General features: G+C 53.4%; 11 protein-coding genes. 6 read left to right on the top strand and 5 right to left on the bottom strand.

What is annotated here, in order from left to right:
- Positions 1-6 precede the first annotated feature (6 nt).
- The gene (locus tag AADW22_RS10890) at positions 7-3,660 is read right to left on the bottom strand and encodes a P-loop NTPase fold protein (protein WP_407473713.1); all 3,654 of its coding nucleotides are present in this window, start codon (positions 3,658-3,660) and stop codon (positions 7-9) included.
- Positions 3,661-6,955: 3,295 nt separating this feature from the next.
- Here AADW22_RS10890 and AADW22_RS10885 point away from each other — a divergent pair.
- From AADW22_RS10885 to AADW22_RS10870, 4 genes are read left to right on the top strand one after another with little or no spacing between them, the layout of a single operon-like run.
- Positions 6,956-7,630, top strand: coding sequence for a hypothetical protein (locus tag AADW22_RS10885; RefSeq protein WP_074637682.1), 675 nt, complete (start codon positions 6,956-6,958; stop codon positions 7,628-7,630).
- The gene (locus tag AADW22_RS10880) at positions 7,627-9,840 is read left to right on the top strand and encodes an integrase (protein WP_407473712.1); all 2,214 of its coding nucleotides are present in this window, start codon (positions 7,627-7,629) and stop codon (positions 9,838-9,840) included. The genes AADW22_RS10885 and AADW22_RS10880 overlap by 4 nt, the downstream gene beginning before the upstream one ends.
- Entirely contained in the window at positions 9,840-10,838 is a 999-nt protein-coding gene (locus tag AADW22_RS10875; RefSeq protein WP_074634803.1) for a TniB family NTP-binding protein, read from the top strand. Before AADW22_RS10880 ends, AADW22_RS10875 begins: the two co-directional genes overlap by 1 nt.
- The gene (locus AADW22_RS10870) at positions 10,839-12,677 is read left to right on the top strand and encodes a TniQ family protein (protein WP_407473711.1); all 1,839 of its coding nucleotides are present in this window, start codon (positions 10,839-10,841) and stop codon (positions 12,675-12,677) included.
- 334 nt (positions 12,678-13,011) lie between these two features.
- Here AADW22_RS10870 and AADW22_RS10865 read toward each other — a convergent pair whose 3' ends face one another.
- On the bottom strand, positions 13,012-13,482 hold the full coding sequence (locus AADW22_RS10865; protein ID WP_005853822.1) for an Lrp/AsnC family transcriptional regulator: 471 nt from the start codon (positions 13,480-13,482) through the stop codon (positions 13,012-13,014).
- 118 nt (positions 13,483-13,600) lie between these two features.
- On the opposite strand from AADW22_RS10865, the gene AADW22_RS10860 reads away from it, so the two are divergent.
- Positions 13,601-17,017 carry an indolepyruvate ferredoxin oxidoreductase family protein gene (locus AADW22_RS10860; protein WP_407473710.1) on the top strand — a complete coding sequence of 1,139 codons (3,417 nt, stop codon included), beginning with the start codon at positions 13,601-13,603 and terminating at the stop codon, positions 17,015-17,017.
- A 99-nt stretch (positions 17,018-17,116) separates the two neighbouring features.
- Here the strand turns inward: AADW22_RS10860 and AADW22_RS10855 are convergent, their stop codons facing one another.
- Together AADW22_RS10855 and AADW22_RS10850 are read right to left on the bottom strand one after the other, a co-directional pair.
- Complete coding sequence (locus AADW22_RS10855; protein ID WP_407473709.1) at positions 17,117-17,824, bottom strand: endonuclease/exonuclease/phosphatase family protein; 708 nt, start codon at positions 17,822-17,824, stop codon at positions 17,117-17,119.
- A complete protein-coding gene (locus AADW22_RS10850; RefSeq protein WP_407473708.1) occupies positions 17,821-19,185 on the bottom strand; it encodes a phospholipase D-like domain-containing protein in 1,365 nt (454 codons plus the stop codon). Before AADW22_RS10850 ends, AADW22_RS10855 begins: the two co-directional genes overlap by 4 nt.
- A gap of 371 nt (positions 19,186-19,556) precedes the next feature.
- Between AADW22_RS10850 and AADW22_RS10845 the strand changes: the two genes are divergently transcribed.
- Positions 19,557-20,162, top strand: a complete 606-nt coding sequence (locus AADW22_RS10845) for an outer membrane protein (protein WP_407473707.1) — start codon at positions 19,557-19,559, stop codon at positions 20,160-20,162.
- A 151-nt stretch (positions 20,163-20,313) separates the two neighbouring features.
- On the opposite strand, the gene AADW22_RS10840 is transcribed toward AADW22_RS10845, so the two are convergent.
- On the bottom strand, positions 20,314-21,492 hold the full coding sequence (locus AADW22_RS10840; protein ID WP_407473706.1) for a pyridoxal phosphate-dependent aminotransferase: 1,179 nt from the start codon (positions 21,490-21,492) through the stop codon (positions 20,314-20,316).
- Between the last annotated feature and the right edge of the window lie 10 nt (positions 21,493-21,502).

The following is a 21,502-nucleotide window of genomic DNA, read 5'->3' as shown; positions in this document are numbered from 1 at the left end:
TAGGGGCTATTCAGACGCACCCTCCTGCGGCTTGGACCTGAACGTGTGGATTCGCAGTTCTTTTTCAGTGACCGTTAGTTTCCAAGATGAAATAATCTGCCGCTGCTCCAGCCACTCAATCAATGACCTGTTTTCGGAGGTATTTGGAATGCTGGGCGATTTCCCGAATGCAACGATGTCGCGGTAGGGTTCTTCGAACTCAGCTAGAATACCTCGAACTTGGTCATCAGACAGAAAGTCCCTGCTTTTGTTTAGCAATGACGTCTGCACCGCAATCGGCTTGGAGTTGACTACCAACGAACGAATTACATCAAAGCCAAGCTCTATGGGTTCAAAACCCGTCCTTTCCAAAATAGGTCCAACTACTGACGCGCATGATGGGTCTGCTGTAATAGACTCTGGGTCAATATCTCGGATGACTATTTTCTTTTTGTCGTCAGAGATCTTCGACCGTAGCAGTCCCATCCGAAAGCCATCATCAACCTCGTAGTTGCTCGAATTGCTTAGGAAGGCGTCGATATTCGTCGCGGAAAATGACACCTGTAGTTCGGGCTGTTCACTCAAGCTTTCAAAGCTCTCAGTCGAGAACGAAATTCGTTTCTCTTCAATGAGTATCTTCAGTTTTTCCGCGCTAAAAGCTGCGGGGAAGTTATTAAATTTCCAAGGGAGAATGGCAGTATAAGATCGATATGTCCCATTTTTGAAACTGGCATTGTTGAGCAGGAAGCGAGAGAGCGGTAGCGCATCTTTGTGGTCTGGGATGGCTTCTTTCAAGAGGACCTTCATCACGTTTGGATCTGTCAAATAAGCTGTGAGGCGCTCTGCATTGAAACTCTCGCTAGACAAAAACGTGAGACAGTTTTCCCACGTCGCTGCGACACGTTTGTGCTCGAGTCCAAAGGCGTGAAAGTGATGAGGCACTTCAGATAGCAGCGGCAAGATTGTCGATTGTCTACTCCAGAAGTCTTCTCGAAATTCGACGGCAACTTCATCATGGCGTATCGCCGCCAAGATGGCAGAGCCGCCCTCTTTAGTGTTGTCCTCAAGCTTTAGTAACACATGACGCATGTACCTTATGAAATCGGCCTCTACGCGATGTAGCAAGCTCTTGTTGTTGGATTCCAAGACCGTGGTGTAGTGTTGTGTATCCAGTGATTTCAACTCGGCTGAATTCTTGGATTGTTCCAACGCGAACCGAACGTTTGAAATGTTGATTGCGTATAATCCCCCGTCCATCAAGAATTTCTGCACCTCTGGGAAGTCGGTTAAGCTTGATAAGTCGGCGACTTCAACACGTAAAATTTCCAATCTTGATGGATCAAATTCGACTCCCTGTCCGAGTACATGAGCGGTTTCCATGGAAAGGCAGGCGGCAACGGGACCATCTGCAAACGGTGTCTCGCTTAGCGTTGCTTCTGGCGCATAGGCGGCTAGCCTAGCAACATGTAAGACGCTCTGGTCGCTTTCGGCGGCAATGGCCGGAAACCCTTTCCACAGTGCCATGAGCGACTCCACCAATTGGGGTACTTTTTGGCCTCTTTCATAGTAGCTATTGAAGAAAGGACCGCAATCATCGAAATTTTCTGCGATATACCGCAAGGCAGCGTTGATCTGCATTCGGTAAGGCGATGGTGCGTCAAACAGAAAATCGAAAAGGTGGCGGTTTAACACATAGCTTTGGCCAAAGTCCTCCGACCGCATTGCGGCGATGACTTCTGCGGGGGTGTCGATCTGAAAATCCGGTTCAGGCGTATTAAAACTGCGAATTTTTCTGAGGAATTTGTTGTCTTGGGGAGACAGGCGGCCTTCGTGAAAGAGCGAAATGTACTGGTAGTATGTGTCATCAAGATATCCTTCGAAAACCAAGAACTTCATAAGTTCCTTGTTGTCGCCGAGGTCGACAAAACAATCATCCGCAAGCTCGGGGTTTGCTCGGACGGCCTCCGAAAACGGTCGGACCCGCAAAGTTGAAATTTTCGACTTAAGTTCCTGAGTTCTCTTGACCGATTGACCGACGAACTTGGTCGATTTCTTCGCGATTTCTTCTCGACGTTCCGCATAAGTCAATCGTTCGTCAACTAGCTTCTCAATGTCGCCAACATTGAAGTGGGTCCATCCGCTATTTTGGTGTGGAGCTGTGGCGAGGCTAGCCGCCGTGATAATCTGCCCCAGATCTTCGCGCTTTGAAAGTTGATTAATGGGGATACTTTTGTTGTTAAAGCGAAGTTGTGAGTGGTTTGTGGGTAGATTCTCAACCAGCGCCATAGCGTAAATTCTTTCCAATTCGAGGATGTCTTTAGGTAGCTGTTTTTTGGCCAGAGAAATTTCATCTTCAATTCCGGAGATCTGGTCGTTCAAGTCGGATTCACAGCGCTCAACCAGTTCATCATACCGACCCAGCAAGCTTGCTAAAGCTCCCTTCTGCCGATGAAGTGCTTCAAAGTCTTTAGGCATCACGTTTTTGTAAATCAGGACCGCAAGAAGCTTGTTTGGATCAAGATCGTTTTCACCTTCCCGTTCAAGGTTTTGAATGTAGATGGCATATTCGTTGAATATATTGCGGATGAGCCGGAGATCGGTCAGGTAGCGTGAAACCTCTCGCAAAAACTGCTGATTGAGGCGTTCGACAATCGACAAGCGCTGCCCTTGCTCAAGAACCATATCGATTGAGTTTGAATGGTTGATGATTGGTACAATGGGTACGATGAATTCAAAGAACTTTGTGCGGTCCGTGTTCCCGAAAATGTCGTCGCGCAAGGCATACAAAAATCGGACTTGCCGCTCTACACCCGCGTTTGAATTGATCAATCTGTTGATTTCGCGAAGTGTCACAAAAATTTCTGGATTTTCGAAACGATCTAAGTCTTCAATGACGACCATGTCGTAGGAAGTTGATTGAAAAAAATAGATGATTTCGTCCAGATGGCGATTCAAGATCGACTCTTCGTCTGCCGCTTTTGGGGCGATTTCGGCGTCTTTTAAGCTGATTCCTTTCAACGTCAGCCCGAAGCTTTGAATATAAAGCCGATAAATAATCAGCCAGATGAATAAGGTCCCAATAATAAACGCGCTGAGATTGAGCCAGTTCGACTTTCCAAAAGGTTTGAAAAAATCTCCTTGCACAATCTCGGACGTGTGCTGGAGCAGATACCATATCGACGCGCCGCCAAACATGATCAGTAAGGAAAACGCCCATGCCCACCGACTTGGCGTTTGAATGCGTTTAAATCGGGATAGCGGTAATCTGTTTGCGTCGGCACCATAGAGCATCTGCTGAAGAATGCTTCTTTCGATTTCTTGTTTACTAATCTCGACTTTCTGACCTTTTGGTTTGGCGGACGGGTCCTCCCTGTCCGCTTCAAGGTCTGATACGAATGATGCAAGTGATATCTCCAAGGCGGCCCGATTGCGTTTCTTGTTGTACCGTTTGAGGAAAGACTTGATCACACTGCTTTTGCCTGAGCCGTAAGGACCGGTCAGGGCGATATTAAATACATCTGCATTGTTTATTGCGAAGTTGAGCGCTTCTGCATATATTCCATTTTCGTCCGCCTGATTGGTTGGCGCGAGGTCAACGAACCGACGGCTTTGCGGTCTTGTCTCTCTTTTTTCATCGAAAAAGCCTAGTAAGTTACATAAAAAGTTTTTGCAAAATTTCACTTCAGTCTCTTTTACTCATTTACGTTTGGGAATTTCTATCACCTTTAATGGGTGTGCCAAAGCCTCTTGCACAGATTTCTGGTTGTCAGCCTTTACGCTACTACGATACCGAGGATCTGTACGGGGTTTGACCGGGGCAACTTACAACTTGGTTGGGGTTTCAGGTCAGGCCAAGCTCAAAACTTGGGAAAGTCTGGTTTCTGCACTTTGGTGACCTTGGCTCTAGATGTAGCGAACGACCGCTTTCCGCCCTTCCTCCAAGAGGTCTTCTCAACTGCAATGGAGGATGTGCGCCCGCAGCATAAGGCAGCAAAATCCGCCCTACGGGTCGCAATGCAGAGCGCTACGAAGGTCAGCTTCCGGCCCTTCTTGACGAGGAGCGCGAACACAATATTGGATTTTACCTGTACATGGGGTGACTTTGATGCCGTTAGGCACGCAGAGGTATCACTTTGAGCCGTAGGGTTTCCGGATCTCAAACTTTCGCGCGAACGTAGATTGATTTACTTTATGGTTGGAGTTTTCTGCGATGACTTAGAGGCTGAGTTTCAGTCCTAAACGAGCAAGTCTGGAACCTCTCATTCAGCAAAAATTTTTACCCTATTTCAATAACTAGAATAGGGTAAAAAACCGGCTACCTTGCGTGGTAGTCCGCAAGAAATTAGTGGTGATGCTGTCAGCGCACATTCGTTACGATAATATGGGGGGAGTTCACATTTTGGCCAGTTACTCTCTTTTGCCGGGGATCCGTATCCGCCGATAAGTTCATTATGTGCGTAAGTTGCTGTCGCAGTATGGACCTAACATACGCAATTGCGATCAGATTTAAGAAACCCCCGCTCACAAAAACGCCAATCCCTAACCGATCCCACATTGGTTAACCGTTAGAGCCCGGACTAGATGATGAAATTTCAAAGCTACGGAAAGGGAGGTGGGGCATGGCGAGCATTCGTGATGTCCGAAGTTCTGTCCCCGATATCGGTGCTCTTGAGGCGGCATGTGTGTAAACGGTGTTTCGAGAGACTGGTATGATTGACCAAGGGCAATTCGCCAGCGTCGCTGTTCGTGCTCTTGTTGCCGGACAGTCCGGTAAGTGGTAGGGCGTAGAAGGCATTGGAAGCGACCGTAAGAGGTCGTGCGATGTGCTCTATCTGCTCGCAAGCCGCTGGAAATTACACCCTTGAGTGCAATGCTGAGAACTGTGGATGGGTGCAAATAACGCTGAAGTAACCATAGCCTAGCTGATGGAGCTACAAATTGCGTGGTCAACGCTGATCAGAATTCGACACCATACGCAGCTTTATCGTAGCAGACATACTTTACTCAAGGTCTCAGGTGACCGGAAGCGGTCATCAGTGACATGAGATCTGTAATAAGGGCGAGAACAGTCGCATCAGTTTTAAATGGGGCCGAAATTTTGTTCGTTCGGTTACCCTACCAACCAAACGGTTGGTAGGAATGGACGGATTTGAACCGTCGACTACACAGTCATCTACTGCTGAAGGGTGTATAAATCCCGCGTCCCACCATGGCACTCCCGAAAATCCGTTTGAAAATCAAAACGGTATTCGAGCGCTCAGAGTTATGTGGAATCTATAGGTCATCCTTCACTGATAGATCGAGATAATCTGCGCCGTCAAGCTTCTACCGCGACAATTGTGAGTTGAGCTGTTCCGTCAACTGGTACCTAGTGAGCATGAGATCATTTATACTTCGTTGATTTGTAACGTAATCACGCAAAATTCGGTGGCCAAGATTAAGGTGATCCCAGTTTCACGATCCAGGCCTGATCTCCCCGTCGACTATGCCATAATCAGGATCAATGTAGACAAGAGGTGCTCGACGAGGTGGTAGAGGGCGTATTGGTAGGCGAGCCCGAGTAGTGGGGGGCTTTCGAACTACATAGTGCCAATAGTCTGACATGGAATTGAGCGAAATTTACAAGCAATAGTTTATGGGGGGGCTCCTTCGGGCGTACTAACTGAATTCTTGGGCTGTGTTTTCACGTTAGGCGTAAAAGCTCGCTGAGGGAAATCGCGCAATGCGTTTGGAAAATTTGTTCAAGATAGTTTCATTCATTTAAAATGGTGGGGCTGTTTTTCTCCAGCCAATTATAAACTGGATGTATTCGATTGTTTGCATCTATCAACTATTTCAATAGCGGATTTTATCTTATGGATTGAAGATATTTCTTCATCAGAAAGTACAAAAATGCGATGCTGGCATAAGTCCAATTTCGCAGAACGCCATCGCGATAGATTTCAGCAGGCATTACCCAGTTGGCTCTCGGACCAGTGCACGGGTTCCTTGTGTAACCTGGGCCGCACTCTAGAACGCGCTGATCTGAGCTTTCGTTCATCTCGTTCGCAAACGTCATTGTATCCTCCACTTCCAATCCCAAATTCCAGACTATCAAAACTGACAATCCGCTGATGGGTAAATTGTGGGATTTGGAAGAGGTTGAGTCAATAAGTATCTGATAAGGATAGCTTATCCATGGATAGGCTGAAATTCAGAATTATAATTTCAGAGGATTAGGCTACGCCTAATCCTCTGTCCGGATCATGCAATGAATTGTAAAAGAATTGGATGCGGGGAAATTAAACGATAGCGAAACCTTTTCTGATTTCGCTATCCTTAAACCGTTAGTGCCCTAAATTGGTAATTTCGTATCCAATATCTGCTTCATTTCCACCGAATCACCTCATATCGATGTCGGTTTCTCAGCTGATTCTCTCGCTAAGTTTGATGTGAGTTATGACCATTTTTGGGAATTTTTCTTCAAAATCAATTTTTTGAGTCAACTTGACTGCAAGAATGAATAGGTTGGTTCTACACCTCTGCCGACCACCAAAATTTGATGATATCTTAGCAAAATCAATTTTTTCCATTTTTGGTCTTGCGCTTCCAAAAAAGTTGTTTTTAAATATACGTATGAAGAATGTAGCTGATCATATTGCACTTACCCAGATATGGGGCCTTTAAAGGGCTCTCGATCATCTGTTTGGCTAACGATTGCTACCTTGATTGAGCGTTACCTTGAATCCCTAACTTAGTGTTCAATTGGTATCGGAATCTTCATCATGAAATCCTATCCTTATTTTATTGGAGTTAGCGAAGCGCACTGTAGCTTTGTTGGAATTTCAATTACCCAAAGTTATCGTCGTAGCAATTCCCTCACGCGAATAGTCGTCTGATACGGCGGTTAAGCCGCCTTTCACACGTCATATTCGAAATCGACTTGGTGTATTTGCCCTGATTTGGGCTGTCACCTGGTCAAGTGTGGGGAAGAAAAATGTATACCAATACAGCCGGTATTCGACTACCTGCCGCTTCGCAGGCAGATCGATCTATTGCGAAGGCCTCCAAAGGCCACTGTACGGCTCATGTCATTTTAGGAAGTGACAACGGCCGTCGATTTCAGGCGGAGTCCCATCTCGAACTGCGTACCTTGTTTGTGGTGAATGACTTGCCAGGTGTCGCGCAAATCAAAGAGCAGGTGCTCTTCGAATGGTGCGAGGGTGCAAGTCACAAAAAACACTACTTCGACATTATCGCGGTTTTCGTCGATGGCCGCAAGATTGCCTTTACCGTCAAACCTGAGGTCCGTCTTCTCTCCGGCAAATTTCTTGCAGAAATGCAGGACGTTACACGTCATGCGCTTGATGCCGGATTCTGTGACGAGGTCAGGTTGGTCACTGAGAGGGACATCGATCCAATCAGCGAAAATAACGCTAGGCAGTTAGCGGCTGTTCGCGAACTTGATTCCGAAGCAGATCGCATTGCCTTGAAGACCGTATCTGAACTTTCGGGAGCTCTTTCGCTTCGGGATCTAACCGTCAGGACCGGTCTAAACGAGAAGGGCTACCGTGCTCTGCTCCGTTTAGTTCGGGATCATCATCTCCGTCCTGTGAACCATGAAATTATCAACCCCAAAACTCTCGTAAACAAAATGGAGGTCGTACAATGACCAGCTACTCTGAAACCTACTTTGGCCGTTTTCACATCAAGCCTCACGACAAGATCACGATCCGAGGGCGTGCTTTGCGCTTGGCGCATCAAACACGAAATGGCTATGTCTTGATGGATGCAGACGGATCAGGCATCTCAGAAACATTTGATTTTGGCCTTCTTTCTCGCTTGAACGCTAGCAAACAGATTTTGCATGAGCCTGATTTCTATAACTCTGATGTGGCGGCGCATCGTCCTACAGGCGTTAGCACTCAAATGTCGCATCTTTCCGTCAAACAACGTAAGCGGCTTCATGTAAGGCACGCTTTGGTTTCAGCTTTGGTGGAAATGCGGGATGAAGCGCTTGTGTCAGTGAATGATGCTTCGATTGAAGAGAATATGCCCGAAATTTGTCGGCGCGCACAAGCGTTCTTGTTAGAGGAGGCTCCAAGCCCTGAAACAATTTTGCGCGAAAACGAAATTCGCGATGGTTTGCGTCGAAAACCTCGTGGCGGGTGCGTCACACCGTCGGTAGCGCCTGTGCATCCGCGAACGCTTCGAAAATGGCTCGCTTTGTTCAACGATTTCGGAATGACAGGTTTGGCCGACTCCGTTGCAAATCGAGGGAACCGGACAAGCTACTTCAGTGCCGAGGAGAAGGAGCTACTGATGCGCACTGTTTACGAAAGCTATCTATCGCTGAACCGGCCATCCCAAAAGACTACGGCAGACGACGTCAAAGTAGCATTCCACAACGAGAACCTGAAACGCAAAGCTCAAGGCTTGACACCGCATCGAGTTCCTTCTCGCCAAGCTGTTCGCAACGCAATCGGCAGTATTGATAAGTTCCAAGTGGTTTTGAAGAGGAAAGGGCACGAAGAGGCAGTAAAGATGTTTAAACCGGTTAGCTCTGGGTTGCAGGTCTATCGTCCATATGAACGAGTAGAGATGGATGAGTGGAATATCGATTTGATCACCATTCTGGCCGGTTCAGGGCTCAAGTCGCTCTTTACGATGGAAGAGCTTCAACGTTTAGGTCTCGACGATAAATCGGGACGCTGGTGGATCACGGCATCTATCGATTGTCGGACACGCTGCGTTTTGGGTATGAAATTGACCCTTAATCCGACTTCCTGCGCAGCTCTTGACTGTCTCCGCATGACGACCTCCGACAAAGGCGATTGGGCGGATGCCGTCGGCGCTGTTTCGGGATGGCATATGGCTGCTACACCAGAGACGCTGGTGACCGATAATGGATCAGCCTTCAAAGCATTGAATTTCTTGGCCGCGTGTAGCGACTTGGGCATCACTCATGAACGTTCAATTGCTGGATTGCCAAGTATGAGGGGAACCGTAGAACGCCTTTTCCGAACAGCGTCGATGGGCCTTTTGCCTCGGTTGAACGGCCGAACGTTCTCGTCCGTACTGGAAAAAGGAAGTCATCCTGCAGAGGCACGAGCCTGTCTGAAGCCTGAGGACCTTTGTTTCGCCCTTGTCCGGTGGATTGTAGATATTTACCATAATACGCCACACTCGGGCTTGGGAGGTAAAACACCGCTCGAACAATGGGAAGATGACATGAAAGTTGGCAACTATCCGTTGAAAGCAAGCCCATCCGTACGCAATGACCGGCTCGCTTTTGGTACAACAGTTGAACGGCAGCTGGATAAATACGGTGTGACAGTTCTCGGTGTCAAATACCACTCGGAGATGCTTTCGAATTGGTACAACAAATTTGGTAAGCAGGATTTGAATGTACGATGGCTGGCCAATGATATCGGTGCCGTCGAAGTTCGCTTGGGTGATGAGTGGCATCAGGTACAGGCTGTGCTTGGTATTTTCGATGGGGTGCATGCGCAGCAATGGCTCACAGCGCGGCGCAGCTTGAAGACAAGCGACCCCGCGAAGCTTAAATGGCGCGACGATGTCGTGTGCAACGCTATTAGTGCCATTCAAAATATGAATGGCGAACGCACTCTGGAGTTCGGTTTAATTACACAGCCTTGGAATTCAGAGCGCATTGCGTCTGCTGAAGAAGCTCTTTTCTGCGGTTTCAATATTGCTGGAACAGAAGCTCCTACCACAAGTGCTTCGAGCCAGTTCGGCCGAACATTGCAACCTTCAGAAGCCCGGCTTGAGGCTACACCTACGAAATCAACACGTCCTGCTCCGGCGAAACCAGAAACGACCATGAAGAAAAGCTGGAAAATCGAAAAGGGAGATCAATAATGGGCCGCGTAGCAAAACATAGCTGGAGAAAATCTCTCGCCACACTCCGGGGTCATCACATTTCTACTGAGCGCGACGAAGAAATTCTGCGGCAGCTAAACCGGCTCTTAAAACATGACGACGAAGGGAGCCTTATTGCTGAACCGATGCGGTTTACAGGCAACCTTGAAACTCGCGGCATTGCCCTTATCGAAGGCTCGGGTTCGGGCAAAACGACTGCTGTGGATCGAGTGCTATCAACACACCCTGTATTAAAACCGACTTCGGCAGGCGACCCGCCGAAGTTCCTGCGAATCCAAGTTCCTAGCCCGGCTACTCTGAAGAGTCTCGGTCGGGAGGTCCTAAAAGCTACAGGTTTAGTAGACGTATCACCGAGAGCATCTGCCTGGGAAATCTGGGGGGTCGTCCGACACAGGCTCGCTCTTTTAGGTATCGTTGTTCTCTGGTTTGATGAAGCACACGACATGTTTCTCTCCGGTTCTGCGCGTGAAATCGACGATATGCTGAAAATGTTGAAATCGTTGATGCAGAATGACTCCGCCGTAATCCCCATTCTCAGTGGCACTCAACGCCTGGCGGAAATCACGCGTTTTGATGAACAAGTGAACCGGCGGCTAACCAAGGTCGTACCAAAGCCCTTATGTCAGGGAGTGGATGAGGGGCCGCTCTATAGTATGATCGAAGAGTATTGTGCGGAGGTCGGGCTAAAACCTGAGGTCGATGACACATTGGCACTTCGCTTGATCCACGCAAGCCGACACCGTTTTGGTCGAGCAATTGAAACGGTTATCAATGCTATCGAAAGCGCGTTGGAGGAGGGAACTCGAGTTCTGACATGGGAGCATTTCGCAACAGCTTGGGGGATGCAGGAGGGATGTGACTGGGAGCAAAACGTCTTTGCCGCTACTGATTGGGCCGCGATTGAGCTTGATACGGATGCAGAAAATTTCGAAGCAGAGCGGACCAAGCGGCAAACCCGTCAGGTCGGGAGACGCTGAATGGACTTGTTGAAGCCATGCTTACTTCCCGAGCCAGGTGAGAGCTTGATTTCCTGGTTGCACCGTTTTGGACATTTACATTTCGGGTTATCACTCGACAACTTCCTCAGATTTATCGGGTTAAGGCAGCAAGATTTGAATTTGGGTCGCCGCGAGATTTGTGACCGGCTATCGCCTATCTGTGGTATGCCTGCGGATGAGCTGGCATCCAAAAGTTTTCAGCATGTTTCGGATCGCCTCTATCGATATAATGGTGAGGTCTTTTTCAAGGAATTTTTGCTGCGAAGCCAAGTTACCTTCTGCCCAGCGTGTCTGTTGTCTGATATTTCAGGACGCCCGGGAGGTATGCCCATTGGTATTGGGCGTAGCAAATGGGCCTTTAGCGCGATCAGAACGTGCGAACACCACGGTGTGGCATTATATAGGAAGCCTCGCCAAAGTGGGGTCGGCCTTGAACTGAATGTATGGGCACACACACCTGATCATAAAGCTTTGGAAGAGCTTTGGCGTAACTCAATAAAGCGTAAACCATCCGCTCTCCAAGAATACGTCACTGCGCGTTTTGCTGGTGCCACTGGGCCGTCATGGTTGGACGCCCAACAGATCGACCTTGCGTGTAAAGCGACTGAAATGTTGGGAGTATGTGTTGAATATGGTCCCCATGCGTCACTCCCAGAACTGACTGATGACGACTGGGACCGAGCCGGTCAGGTCGGATTTGAGTTTACTTCAAATGGTGACGCGGGCATTCGGCAAGCCTTAGAGTATCTATACACGAAGCCTCAAAAGGGCGCGGTTAAATGTGGACCACAAGGGACATTTGGGAGGCTTTATCAATGGGTGCAGTTCAGAAAGTCGGATAAGCCGGTTGGCCCAATTTTGGATACTCTAAGCGAATTTATCCTAGATCATTATCCGATCAAACCCGGAGCTGTACTATTTGGACGGGTTGTTGAAAAACGAAGGCGGCATACCGTTGCCTCCCTAGCCACATCAATGGGGGTACACCCGAAAACCGTAGCCAATATTTTGTCACAGTCGGGTATGTTGCCCAAAGATGTATATCAAGCAGATAGTCGGAGAACTGTTGAGGCGGAGCCAGCAGAAGAACTTATTGCCAAGTTGAAGCGCGCAATTCCAGTCGCCAAGATTCCAGAGCGCATCGGCTGCACGCGGCCTCAGGTCGCTTTGCTACTGGAAAAAGGCTTCTTAAGAACTGTCGTTGAAGACGGTGAAAACCGTACAGCGCGCTATAAAGGTGTCGATGTCGACGACCTTGACCAGCTCATTGTTGAAATGCGGCGGTTTGGGGACGAAATTCGAGTGCCAAGCAAAGGCATGAATGATATCGGCCACGTTGCAAAGGCACTCAATGTTTCATCGATGGAAGTGCTTTCGCTGGTGCTGCAAGGCCAGCTTGAACATGTCGAGTTGCTTTCTGAAAAACTGAAGTTCAACTCCGTATTAGTCAGCGTTCAGGAAGTTGCCTACAAGCTCGGCGCGAGAACGGGCGAGGGCGGTATGACCGTTTCAGCGACATCTAAGGCTCTCGGTGTGAGCGCTGAAACGGTCGAATTTTTGTTAATTGCTGAAGAGGGTAAAGGCCAGACGCCATTAAATGTCAGTGGTCGCGTCCGTCACATGGGGGTCATGCGTAATCTTATCGACCGAGATAGTGTGACACGTTTCAAAGAGCGCTATCGAAAGTTATCTTCGATTGAAGGCTACTGGGGTGGGGATCCAAATCGACTACGAACCAACTTACAAGCGAGAGGGGTTTTTCCAGTTTGGAATCCTGCGGATGCAAACGCGGAATTCTACAGGATCGCAGATATCTAAACCTCGAACTTTAAACGATTTAGCCGCCCTCTGGGGCGGTTTTTTTTGTTCAACACAGTTTTCAGTGGGCGATAATTGGTTTGCAAAAGTACACTTAAACCGCCGTTTTTGGTTGTGGGTCGAAAAAGATTCATTAAAAATAAGGCCTTAACTTCTTGCTATGGGCTTCAATTGGTTGGCGTTTCACTTGCGGTCGGGGCTTTCTACATGGGGCAGGTGCGCTTGCCCCTGACGCTGGCCTTGCCGCAGGCATAAAACAAACGAGCGGTGAACGATGAGCAAGGTCAGGCGAAACTCAGGGTGCCCCATCGGGCACCCTTTCTTCGTTTGGGGGCTACATCGGAATGCTCGTATTCCGTTTGATCTCGCGCAGGACCACGTTGGTTTGCGCGCTTTCGACGGCGGGGAGGCGGAACAGGAAGTCTTCGAGAAAGCGATTATAGGCGGCGATGTCGCGGCAGAGGACGCGCATTTGGTAGTCGGCCTGTCCGGTGGTGGCATAGCATTCCAGCACCTCGGCGCGGTGCGCGATGGCTTTGATGAACTCGGCCAGCTTTTCCTGATTGTGACGCGCAAGCTGCACCTGCACCAGCGCCTGAAAGCTGTTGCCCGCCTTGGTCGGGGACACATCCGCGCGGTAGCGTTCGATCACGCCGGCGTCCTCGAACGCTTTCACCCGTCGCCAGCAGGCGGAGGCGGACATGCCGGCCCGCTCTGCCAGATCGGCGTTCGAGATGCGGCAGTCACGCTGCAACAGCTCCAGTATCTTGCGGTCGCGGTCGTCAAAGCGCATTTGGTCAGACATTTCATCGATCCCCTATCTGCTGAATAAAATATTCGTTTATTCCGCGTGTACGCGCAAGACGGGGCAGATATTTCACGGAAACGTGGTTTGATGGTCAAGACAGCCAAGGATTGCCATCATGACCAAAGAAACCCACGATTTTTACCCCTATGCCTTATCCGACCGCTACGCGCGCACAGAAGGAACGGTGTTTCTGACCGGCACCCAAGCGCTGGTGCGGATCATGTTGGATCAGGCGCGGCGCGATAAGCAGCAGGGGCTGAACACCGCGGGGTTTATCTCGGGGTATCGCGGGTCGCCCTTGGGCGCGGTGGATCTTGAGCTGTGGCGCGCACGGGATGTGACCAAGGACAACAACATCACCTTTATGCCCGCGGTGAACGAAGACCTTGGGGCCACAGCGGTTCTGGGGGCGCAGCAGGCTGTGCTCGATCCCCATTGCGAGGTCGAGGGCGTATTCTCCATGTGGTATGGTAAGGGGCCGGGGGTGGACCGGTCGGGGGACGCGCTACGCCACGGCAACGCCTATGGCTCTTCGCCCAAGGGGGGCGTGCTGGTTGTGGCGGGGGATGATCACGGCTGTGTGTCGTCGTCCATGCCGCATCAATCGGATGTCGCCTTTATGACCTGGATGATGCCGACGCTGAATCCCGCGAATGTCGGAGAGTTTCTTGAATTCGGGGCCTATGGGCTCGCGCTAAGCCGCTTTTCCGGCACATGGGTCGGGTTCAAAGCGATTTCCGAGACGGTGGAAAGCGGGCAATCGGTGGCGTTGCAGCCTGACCGCGCGTTTACGCTGCCCCAGATCACGCCACCGCCCGGCGGGCTGCATGTGCGCCGCTCGGACATGCCAAGCCCCGAGATCGAGACCCGGTTGCAGCATAAGCTCAGCGCCGTCGAAGCCTTTGTCGAGGCCAACCCGATCGACAGGCGTATCTATAATCTGGACAATGCCACCTTTGGCATCGTCACCACCGGCAAGGGCCATCTGGATCTGATGGAGGCGCTGCGTCTGCTGGGTCTGGACGAAGCCGCCTGCCGCCGTCTTGGCATCGATATCTACAAAGTCGGTATGGTCTGGCCCCTGGCGCGGCGTGATGCGCTGGCCTTTGTTGCCGACACGGAAGAAGTGCTGGTGATCGAGGAAAAGCGCGGCATCATCGAAAGCCAGCTGAAGGAATATTTCTACGACTGGCCGGGGCACAAACCCGGTCGCATGGTCGGCAAACACCGCGCGGCAGGTGATCCGCTGCTGCCCTGGACCGGCGAGTTAAGCCCGCTGGCGCTGGTGCCCGTGGTGGCCGAGCGGTTGGACGCGTTCTTCCCTGATGAAAACCTGCCGCAAAAAGCGCGCGCGCTGACGGAAAAGCCTCCTGTCCTGCTGAATGTGCCGGGGGCAAAACGCACGCCATATTTCTGTTCGGGCTGCCCGCATAACACCTCGACCAAGCTGCCCGAGGGGTCGCAAGCCGCATCGGGCATCGGTTGCCACGTCATGGCGGGGTGGATGGACCGCGAAACCGGTGGCTATGCGCAGATGGGCGGCGAGGGTGTGCCGCATGTGGTGGCTTCCAAGTTCAACGGCGGCAAACACCTGTTCCAGAATTTGGGCGAGGGCACGTGGTACCATTCAGGGTCGCTCGCCATTCGGCAGGCTGTCGCGGCGGGGACGAATATCACCTATAAGATCCTCTATAACGACGCGGTGGCGATGACCGGGGGGCAACCGGTGGACGGGCCGATCAGCGTGACCGGAATCGCGCAGGCCTGTCGTGCCGAAGGGGTCCAGCGCATCGCCTTGGTGTCGGATGTGATCGACAAATTCGACCGCGGCGATTTTCCCCAAGGCACCAGCTTTCACCCGCGTGAAGAGATGGACACCGTGCAGCGCGAACTGCGCGAGGTCAAAGGCGTGTCGGTGCTGATCTACGAACAGACCTGCGCCACCGAGAAACGCCGCCGCCGCAAGCGCGGGCAGATGGAGGACCCCAAACGCTTTGCCTTCATCAACCCCGCTGTATGCGAGGGCTGCGGCGATTGCTCGCTTGAAAGCAACTGTCTGAGCATCGAACCGCTAGAGACGGATCTGGGCCGCAAGCGCAAGATCAACCTGTCTAGCTGCAATAAGGATTTCTCGTGTCTGAACGGGTTCTGCCCCAGCTTCGTCACCCTTGAAGGGGCGGTGCGGCGCAAGAAAACCGGGGCAGAGGTCGACGTGGACGCGCTGCTGGCGGGAATCTCGCGTCCCGAACTGCCCAGCCTTGATGCGCCCTTTGATCTGTTGGTCACAGGCGTGGGCGGCACCGGCGTGATCACGGTCGGCGCGCTGATCACCATGGCCGCGCATCTGGAGGGCAAGGGGGCCAGCGTGCTGGATTTCACCGGCTTCGCGCAGAAGTTCGGCACGGTGCTTAGCTTTATCCGGATCGGGGCGCGTCCTGATGCGATCCATCAGGTGCGCATTGATCACGGGGCGGCTGATGCGGTGATTGGCTGCGATATCGTTGTTTCCTCTGCCGCGCAGGCGTCGGTCTACTATGGGCCCGCGACCAAGGTGGTGCTGAACCTCGCCGAAATGCCCACGGGCGATCTGGTATTGCACCGTGACGCGCAGCTGCACACTGACCAGCGCGAGAGTGTGATCCGTGATACCGTGGGGGGTGAAAACCTTGCCGGTTTCGATGCCAATGCGATGGCAGAACGGTTTCTGGGCGATACGGTTTTTGCCAATATGATCATGCTGGGCTTCGCGTGGCAGAAAGGGCTGGTGCCCGTGTCCCACGGCGCGCTGCGGCAGGCGGTCGTGCTGAATGGCGTGGCCATAGACAAGAATCATCGCGCCTTTGATCTGGGCCGCGTGATGGCCGAAACGCCTGACGCGCTGGCCCTGCCGTCGAGCGAACAGCCAGTCTTGGACAGCGCCGCGTTGATCGCGGACCGGGCCGACCGGTTGCGGGCCTATCAAAACGACAGCTACGCGCAGCGCTACCGCGACCGGCTTGAACAGTTCAGCGCCACCTTACCCGCCGCCCATGCCGACGCGCTGACGGAGGTTGCGGCCAAGGCCCTGTTCAAACTGATGGCGTTCAAGGATGAATACGAGGTCGCGCGGCTGCACCGCGATCCTGCCTTTGCCGAAATGTTGGCGCAGGAGTTCGAGCCGGGGTTCAAGATCAACTACCACATGGCTCCGCCGATCGTGTCTTTGCGCAAGGACGCGCGGGGGCGGCCCGTCAAGCGCGCGTTCGGTGCATGGTTCACGCCGGTATTGACCGCACTGTCGAGGCTGCGTCCGCTACGGGGCACGACGCTGGATGTGTTTTCCTACACTCAGGAACGTCGCGAAGAAGTGGCTTTGATCCGCTGGTACGAAGCCTTGCTGGCAGAGCTGCCCGCCAAGACCGGCGAGGCAACGGTCGAGACGGTGCAGAATCTGCTGGCGCTGCCGATGGATATTCGGGGCTATGGGCCGGTGAAACACGCCGCTATCGAACAGGCGCGCGCAGAGGAGGCGCGGCTGCGGAAATTGCTCTGACGGCACTTCAGAAACTGGTTTAAGTGTGGCGTTTGTATTACAATTATCAGTGGGTTATGTTGGCAGTCTCATCTGATAATTTAACTGACGTCGCGCGCTTTACTGATCGGTAGAACGCGCGAAATCCAGCCAGATGGGCAGGTGGTCCGAGGCGCGGCGCGCATCGTCAGTCTCGCAGACGCCACCGTCAATCACATGCAGCGCGTCATCCACCGCGATGCGATCCAGTGCGGCCAAAGGCAGGCGCGCGTGATAGCTTTTACCCGGTGCATAGATGTCAAAGTGATGCGCCAGACGCCCAAGCCCGACGTTCAGCGACCATTCATTCATATCGCCCGCGATCAACGTCGGCCGTTTGGACTGCGCATCCAGATGGGCAATGAGCGCGGAAAGTTGAGCGCGCCGCGACCGGCGCATCAGCCCCAGATGGGTGGCGATGATGCGCAGCGGGACATCGCACAGGTCGAAATCCACCACCATCGCACCGCGCGGCTCCATCCCCGGCAGGTTCAGGTGTTTGACCTCGATCAGCTCTGCCTCGGGGCGCAGCAACACGGCGTTGCCATGCCAGCCGATGCTGACCTCACTGGGGACAGGCACGGCGATCAAACCGGTCTGCGCCGTCACCTGATCTATGGGCAGCGCCGAGGGGCGGGGGCCAAGGCGCATGTCGGCCTCTTGCAGCACGACGATATCCGCCGCGAGCGTCTGGATCACGCGCAGGATGCGGGCGGGATCGCGTTTGCGGTCAGTGCCCATGGCCTTGCGCATGTTATAGCTGGCGATGCGAAGGGGGGCTTGGGTCACAAGATCGGTGCTCCTATGCGAAAGACGCCCTCGGCCAGACGGCGGGGCAAATGCGGGCTTGGCATATCCTCGTGGCAGTCGGCCTCGCGGGCCGTGAACCAGTCCGACAGGGTTGACACGCTGCGTGCATCATAAACGAACAACATCGCCTCAAAGTTCAAAAGCATACTGCGCACGTCGAAATTTGCCGTGCCCACAAGCCCCACATCATCAATCAGCGCGGCTTTCGCGTGGATCATCGCAGGTTCAAAGTATTTGACCTTGGCCCCCGCGGTATGCGCATCGCGCAGATAGCCGCCACGCGCGAAGTCCGCGATATGCTGGTTCGACTTCTGCGGCACCAGAATACGCACATCCACCCCGCGCAGCGCCGCGATGCGCAACGCATTGGCCAGCGGCTCGGTCGGGACGAAATAGGGGGTGGCGATCCAGATACGGGTTTTCGCCAGATGCAGCGCGCGGATAATCCCGTCGTGCAGCGGGTCTTCGATAATATCAGGGCCCGAGGGGATCAGCTGCACCGTCGCATTGCCCGCGGTGGTGGGGGCAGGCGTTGTGATATGGTCCACGTCCTCACCACAGGCGACTTCCCAGTCCGAGCGGAAGACATCGCAGAAGGTCTGTACCGATTGCCCTTCAAGGGTGAAGGCCAGATCAACCCAATGATCGCTGTGCGGGTGGTCTGACATATAGTGTTCGCCAATGTTCATCCCGCCTGAAAAGACACGGGCATGATCGGCGATGATCATCTTGCGATGGTTGCGCAGGTTCAGGTGGCCACTGCTGGGCAGTTGCAGGATCGGCGAAAAGAACAGCACCTCGCCGCCGGCCTTGCGCAGCGCCTTGACCGCCTTGGAGGGCCCGCGCAGAGTGCCAAGCCGGTCCATCAGCAGGCGCACCTTGACGCCGCTACGGGCTTTTTCGGTCAGGGCGTCAACCACGTGATTGCCGGTGTCATCGTCCGAGACGATATAGAACAGCACATCAATCGTCTGTGTCGCGCTCTCGATCACCTCCATCGCGGCGGCATAGGCGGTTTGGGGTGTGTCATGCAGGTTCAGTCGCTGTGCTTCCAGCGCGGGGGGCAGGTTGAAGCTCTGGAACATCTCGTCCAGCGCATGCACGGGCGTTTGCGGGTCTTCTTTCTGGGTAAAGATGATTGGCTCGTAGCGTTTACCCTGTTTGCGAAAGCCGAGCGCCAGGAACAAGGGCGCGGCGACATAGGGCATCACCACCAGAAACAGGATCCAGGCGGCAGTTGATTGTGGGCTGCGGCGCTGCTGAAGCAGGATGAAGGCCACGCCGAGGGTCAAAAGGATGACGCCAACGACCTCTATATGGGTAATGAAGAATTCGATCATACTCGTTTCGCCTCGATTATGCCGGACATGCTGTCATCCGCGCCGCATCGCTACCTAGCACATAGGGGGGTAAACGCCACTTTTTGCACCATTTTCGCGGGATTCCTGCTGCAGCCTGCGGGCAGATTGTTCCATCTTCTTGAAAATTTAATTTCGGGTGATTTTGGCGCATCTCCGCGGAACTGCGTTTTGGCCTTGGTAAAAAGGGTTAATAGCGGCGACGGGCCGCCGAGACGCCGTGCATTTGAGCAACAATTTTCCGATCACCAACCCGTGATTGGGAAATCCCGAAACCAGATCTTAGCTGCCGTGTTGTGTCGATGAAGCGGGAAGCGCCCGCTCCGGTACAAACTGATCGAGGAGTTACGATTATGAAACGCACTATGAAACTTGCATCCGCAGCCGTTCTGGCATCCACAGCATTCGCTGGCGCAACATACGCCGGCAGCCTGGCAGAGCCAGTGGTTGAGCCCGTGATGACCGCACCTGTTCCTGCACCCGACCTGGGTGGCGACTGGACAGGCTTCTACACCGGTCTGCAACTGGGTTATTCCGACGCTGAGGTCGACAACGGTCTGGAAGGTGACAACGGGTCCTACGGTTTCCACGCTGGTTACAACTACGACTTCGGTCGCTTCGTATTGGGCGGTGAGCTAGACTACGACAAAACAGACATCGACCTGGAAGACGGGCTGGGCGCAGACGCTTCCATCGACTCCGTTGCTCGTGCGAAAATCAAAGGTGGTTACGATCTGGGCAACACTCTGATCTATGCAACCGGCGGTTACGCTCGTGCCGACACATCCTTGGGTGACGAAGACGGTGCCTTCTATGGTATCGGCATGGATTACAAAATCACCGAGCAATACAGCGTTGGCGCAGAACTGCTTGAGCACAAGTTTGACGACGTAAACGGTGTTTCCGGTGACGACGCGGACGTAATCACATTCAACATCCGTGGTTCCTACCGCTTCTAAGCTGACACGCTGAAAACTGGCGGTGTATCTGCCGAGGGCGTCGCATAACGGTGCTCTCGGCAGGAAATAATAATGTGCCAGTCAAAAAGGCCGGAGGATCATCCTCCGGCCTTTTTCGTCTGTTGGTAGCTGTGGTCGCGCGACGCTTTCGTCAGGCGGCGAGGCCCTCCGCGAAGTCGCATACTGTCGCCAGCGCTTGGGCAAAGCGCGTGTCCTGGATGGTCATCGCGACGCGGATATGGCCTGCCGCTGCCGTCCCGAAGCTTTCGCCGGGCATCACCGCGATGTGGTGTTTTTCCAGCAGCGCATAGGCGAAATCCTCGCCGCTCATGCCGGTGCTGCGCACATCCAGCATCAGATACATCGCGCCTTGGGCGGGCACGAGGCTGACGGCGTTCTGTCGCGCAAGAATATCCTGCGCCAGCAGACGGCGGCGCTGGAAGGGGGCAGCGATCTCTGTCTCGAAACCGGTACCTTGGTTCAGCGCGAACAGCGCCGCGTCCTGGATATATCCGGGCACACCATAGGTCGTATGGGTCGCCAGATTGGTCAGATGCTCGATCGCATCCACGGGCCCGACGATCCAGCCGCAGCGCGACCCGGTCATCGCGTGGCTTTTCGACATCGACCCCACGACCAACGTGTGCTCCGCCATCCCGTCCAACGCGCGCGGCGAGAGGTGCTCGCCCTCCCAGACTTGTGTGTCGTAAACCTCGTCCGAGATCAGCCACATGTCGTGATCGCGGCAGACCTGCGCGATGCCTTCAAGCGTCTTGCGGGAATAGACAACGCCGGTGGGGTTGTTGGGCGAATTCACCAACAGCGACGCCGCGTTGGTCTGTTTCGCAGCGGCGGCAATCACGTCCGCACGGGGCTGGAACGCATCTTCCGCACGGGCGGCGATCGCATGGGGCAGGGCGCTGACACCGCGGATCGTGCCGGGGTAGGTGGCGTAATAGGGATCGATATAAAGCGCTGTATCGCCGGGGTTACAGGTCGCCATATGCGCGGCAAACAGCGCGCTTTGTCCGCCCGGCGTGATCAGCACATTGTCGCGTGTTGTCGGCACGCCGGTACGTTCCTGCAACCGCGCGGCCACGGCATCGCGCAGACCCGTGGTGCCGGGGATGGCCGCATATCCGGTGTGACCGGCCAAAGCGGCGCGGTGCATATCTTGCAGGATCGGTGCGGCGGTGCGGATGTCATGTTCGCCAATCGTCAGCTCTGTCACCTGCGTACCCTGTTCAATCATCTGGCGGGCGCGCAGGAAAACGCCCCAGCCGTCTGATCCGCCGCCAAGCAGCCCTGTGATGCGCGATGATAGTTGCATGCCGTCTTCT

The sequence above is a fragment of the Sulfitobacter sp. PM12 genome, assembly GCF_045586035.1.
GTDB lineage: Bacteria > Pseudomonadota > Alphaproteobacteria > Rhodobacterales > Rhodobacteraceae > Sulfitobacter > Sulfitobacter pontiacus.
The sequence above is the reverse complement of the archived record's forward strand: the minus strand, read 5'-3'. Positions and strand labels throughout refer to the sequence as shown.

What these genes read in the sequence shown, in the direction of transcription:
- AADW22_RS10875 (WP_074634803.1), top strand. Translation starts at nt 9,840, where the DNA reads ATGGGCCGCGTAGCAAAACATAGCTGGAGAAAATCTCTCGCCACACTC.
- AADW22_RS10860 (WP_407473710.1), top strand. Translation starts at nt 13,601, where the DNA reads ATGACCAAAGAAACCCACGATTTTTACCCCTATGCCTTATCCGACCGC.
- AADW22_RS10880 (WP_407473712.1), top strand. Translation starts at nt 7,627, where the DNA reads ATGACCAGCTACTCTGAAACCTACTTTGGCCGTTTTCACATCAAGCCT.
- AADW22_RS10870 (WP_407473711.1), top strand. Translation starts at nt 10,839, where the DNA reads ATGGACTTGTTGAAGCCATGCTTACTTCCCGAGCCAGGTGAGAGCTTG.
- AADW22_RS10850 (WP_407473708.1), bottom strand. Translation starts at nt 19,185, where the DNA reads ATGATCGAATTCTTCATTACCCATATAGAGGTCGTTGGCGTCATCCTT.
- AADW22_RS10865 (WP_005853822.1), bottom strand. Translation starts at nt 13,482, where the DNA reads ATGTCTGACCAAATGCGCTTTGACGACCGCGACCGCAAGATACTGGAG.
- AADW22_RS10845 (WP_407473707.1), top strand. Translation starts at nt 19,557, where the DNA reads ATGAAACGCACTATGAAACTTGCATCCGCAGCCGTTCTGGCATCCACA.
- AADW22_RS10885 (WP_074637682.1), top strand. Translation starts at nt 6,956, where the DNA reads ATGTATACCAATACAGCCGGTATTCGACTACCTGCCGCTTCGCAGGCA.
- AADW22_RS10840 (WP_407473706.1), bottom strand. Translation starts at nt 21,492, where the DNA reads ATGCAACTATCATCGCGCATCACAGGGCTGCTTGGCGGCGGATCAGAC.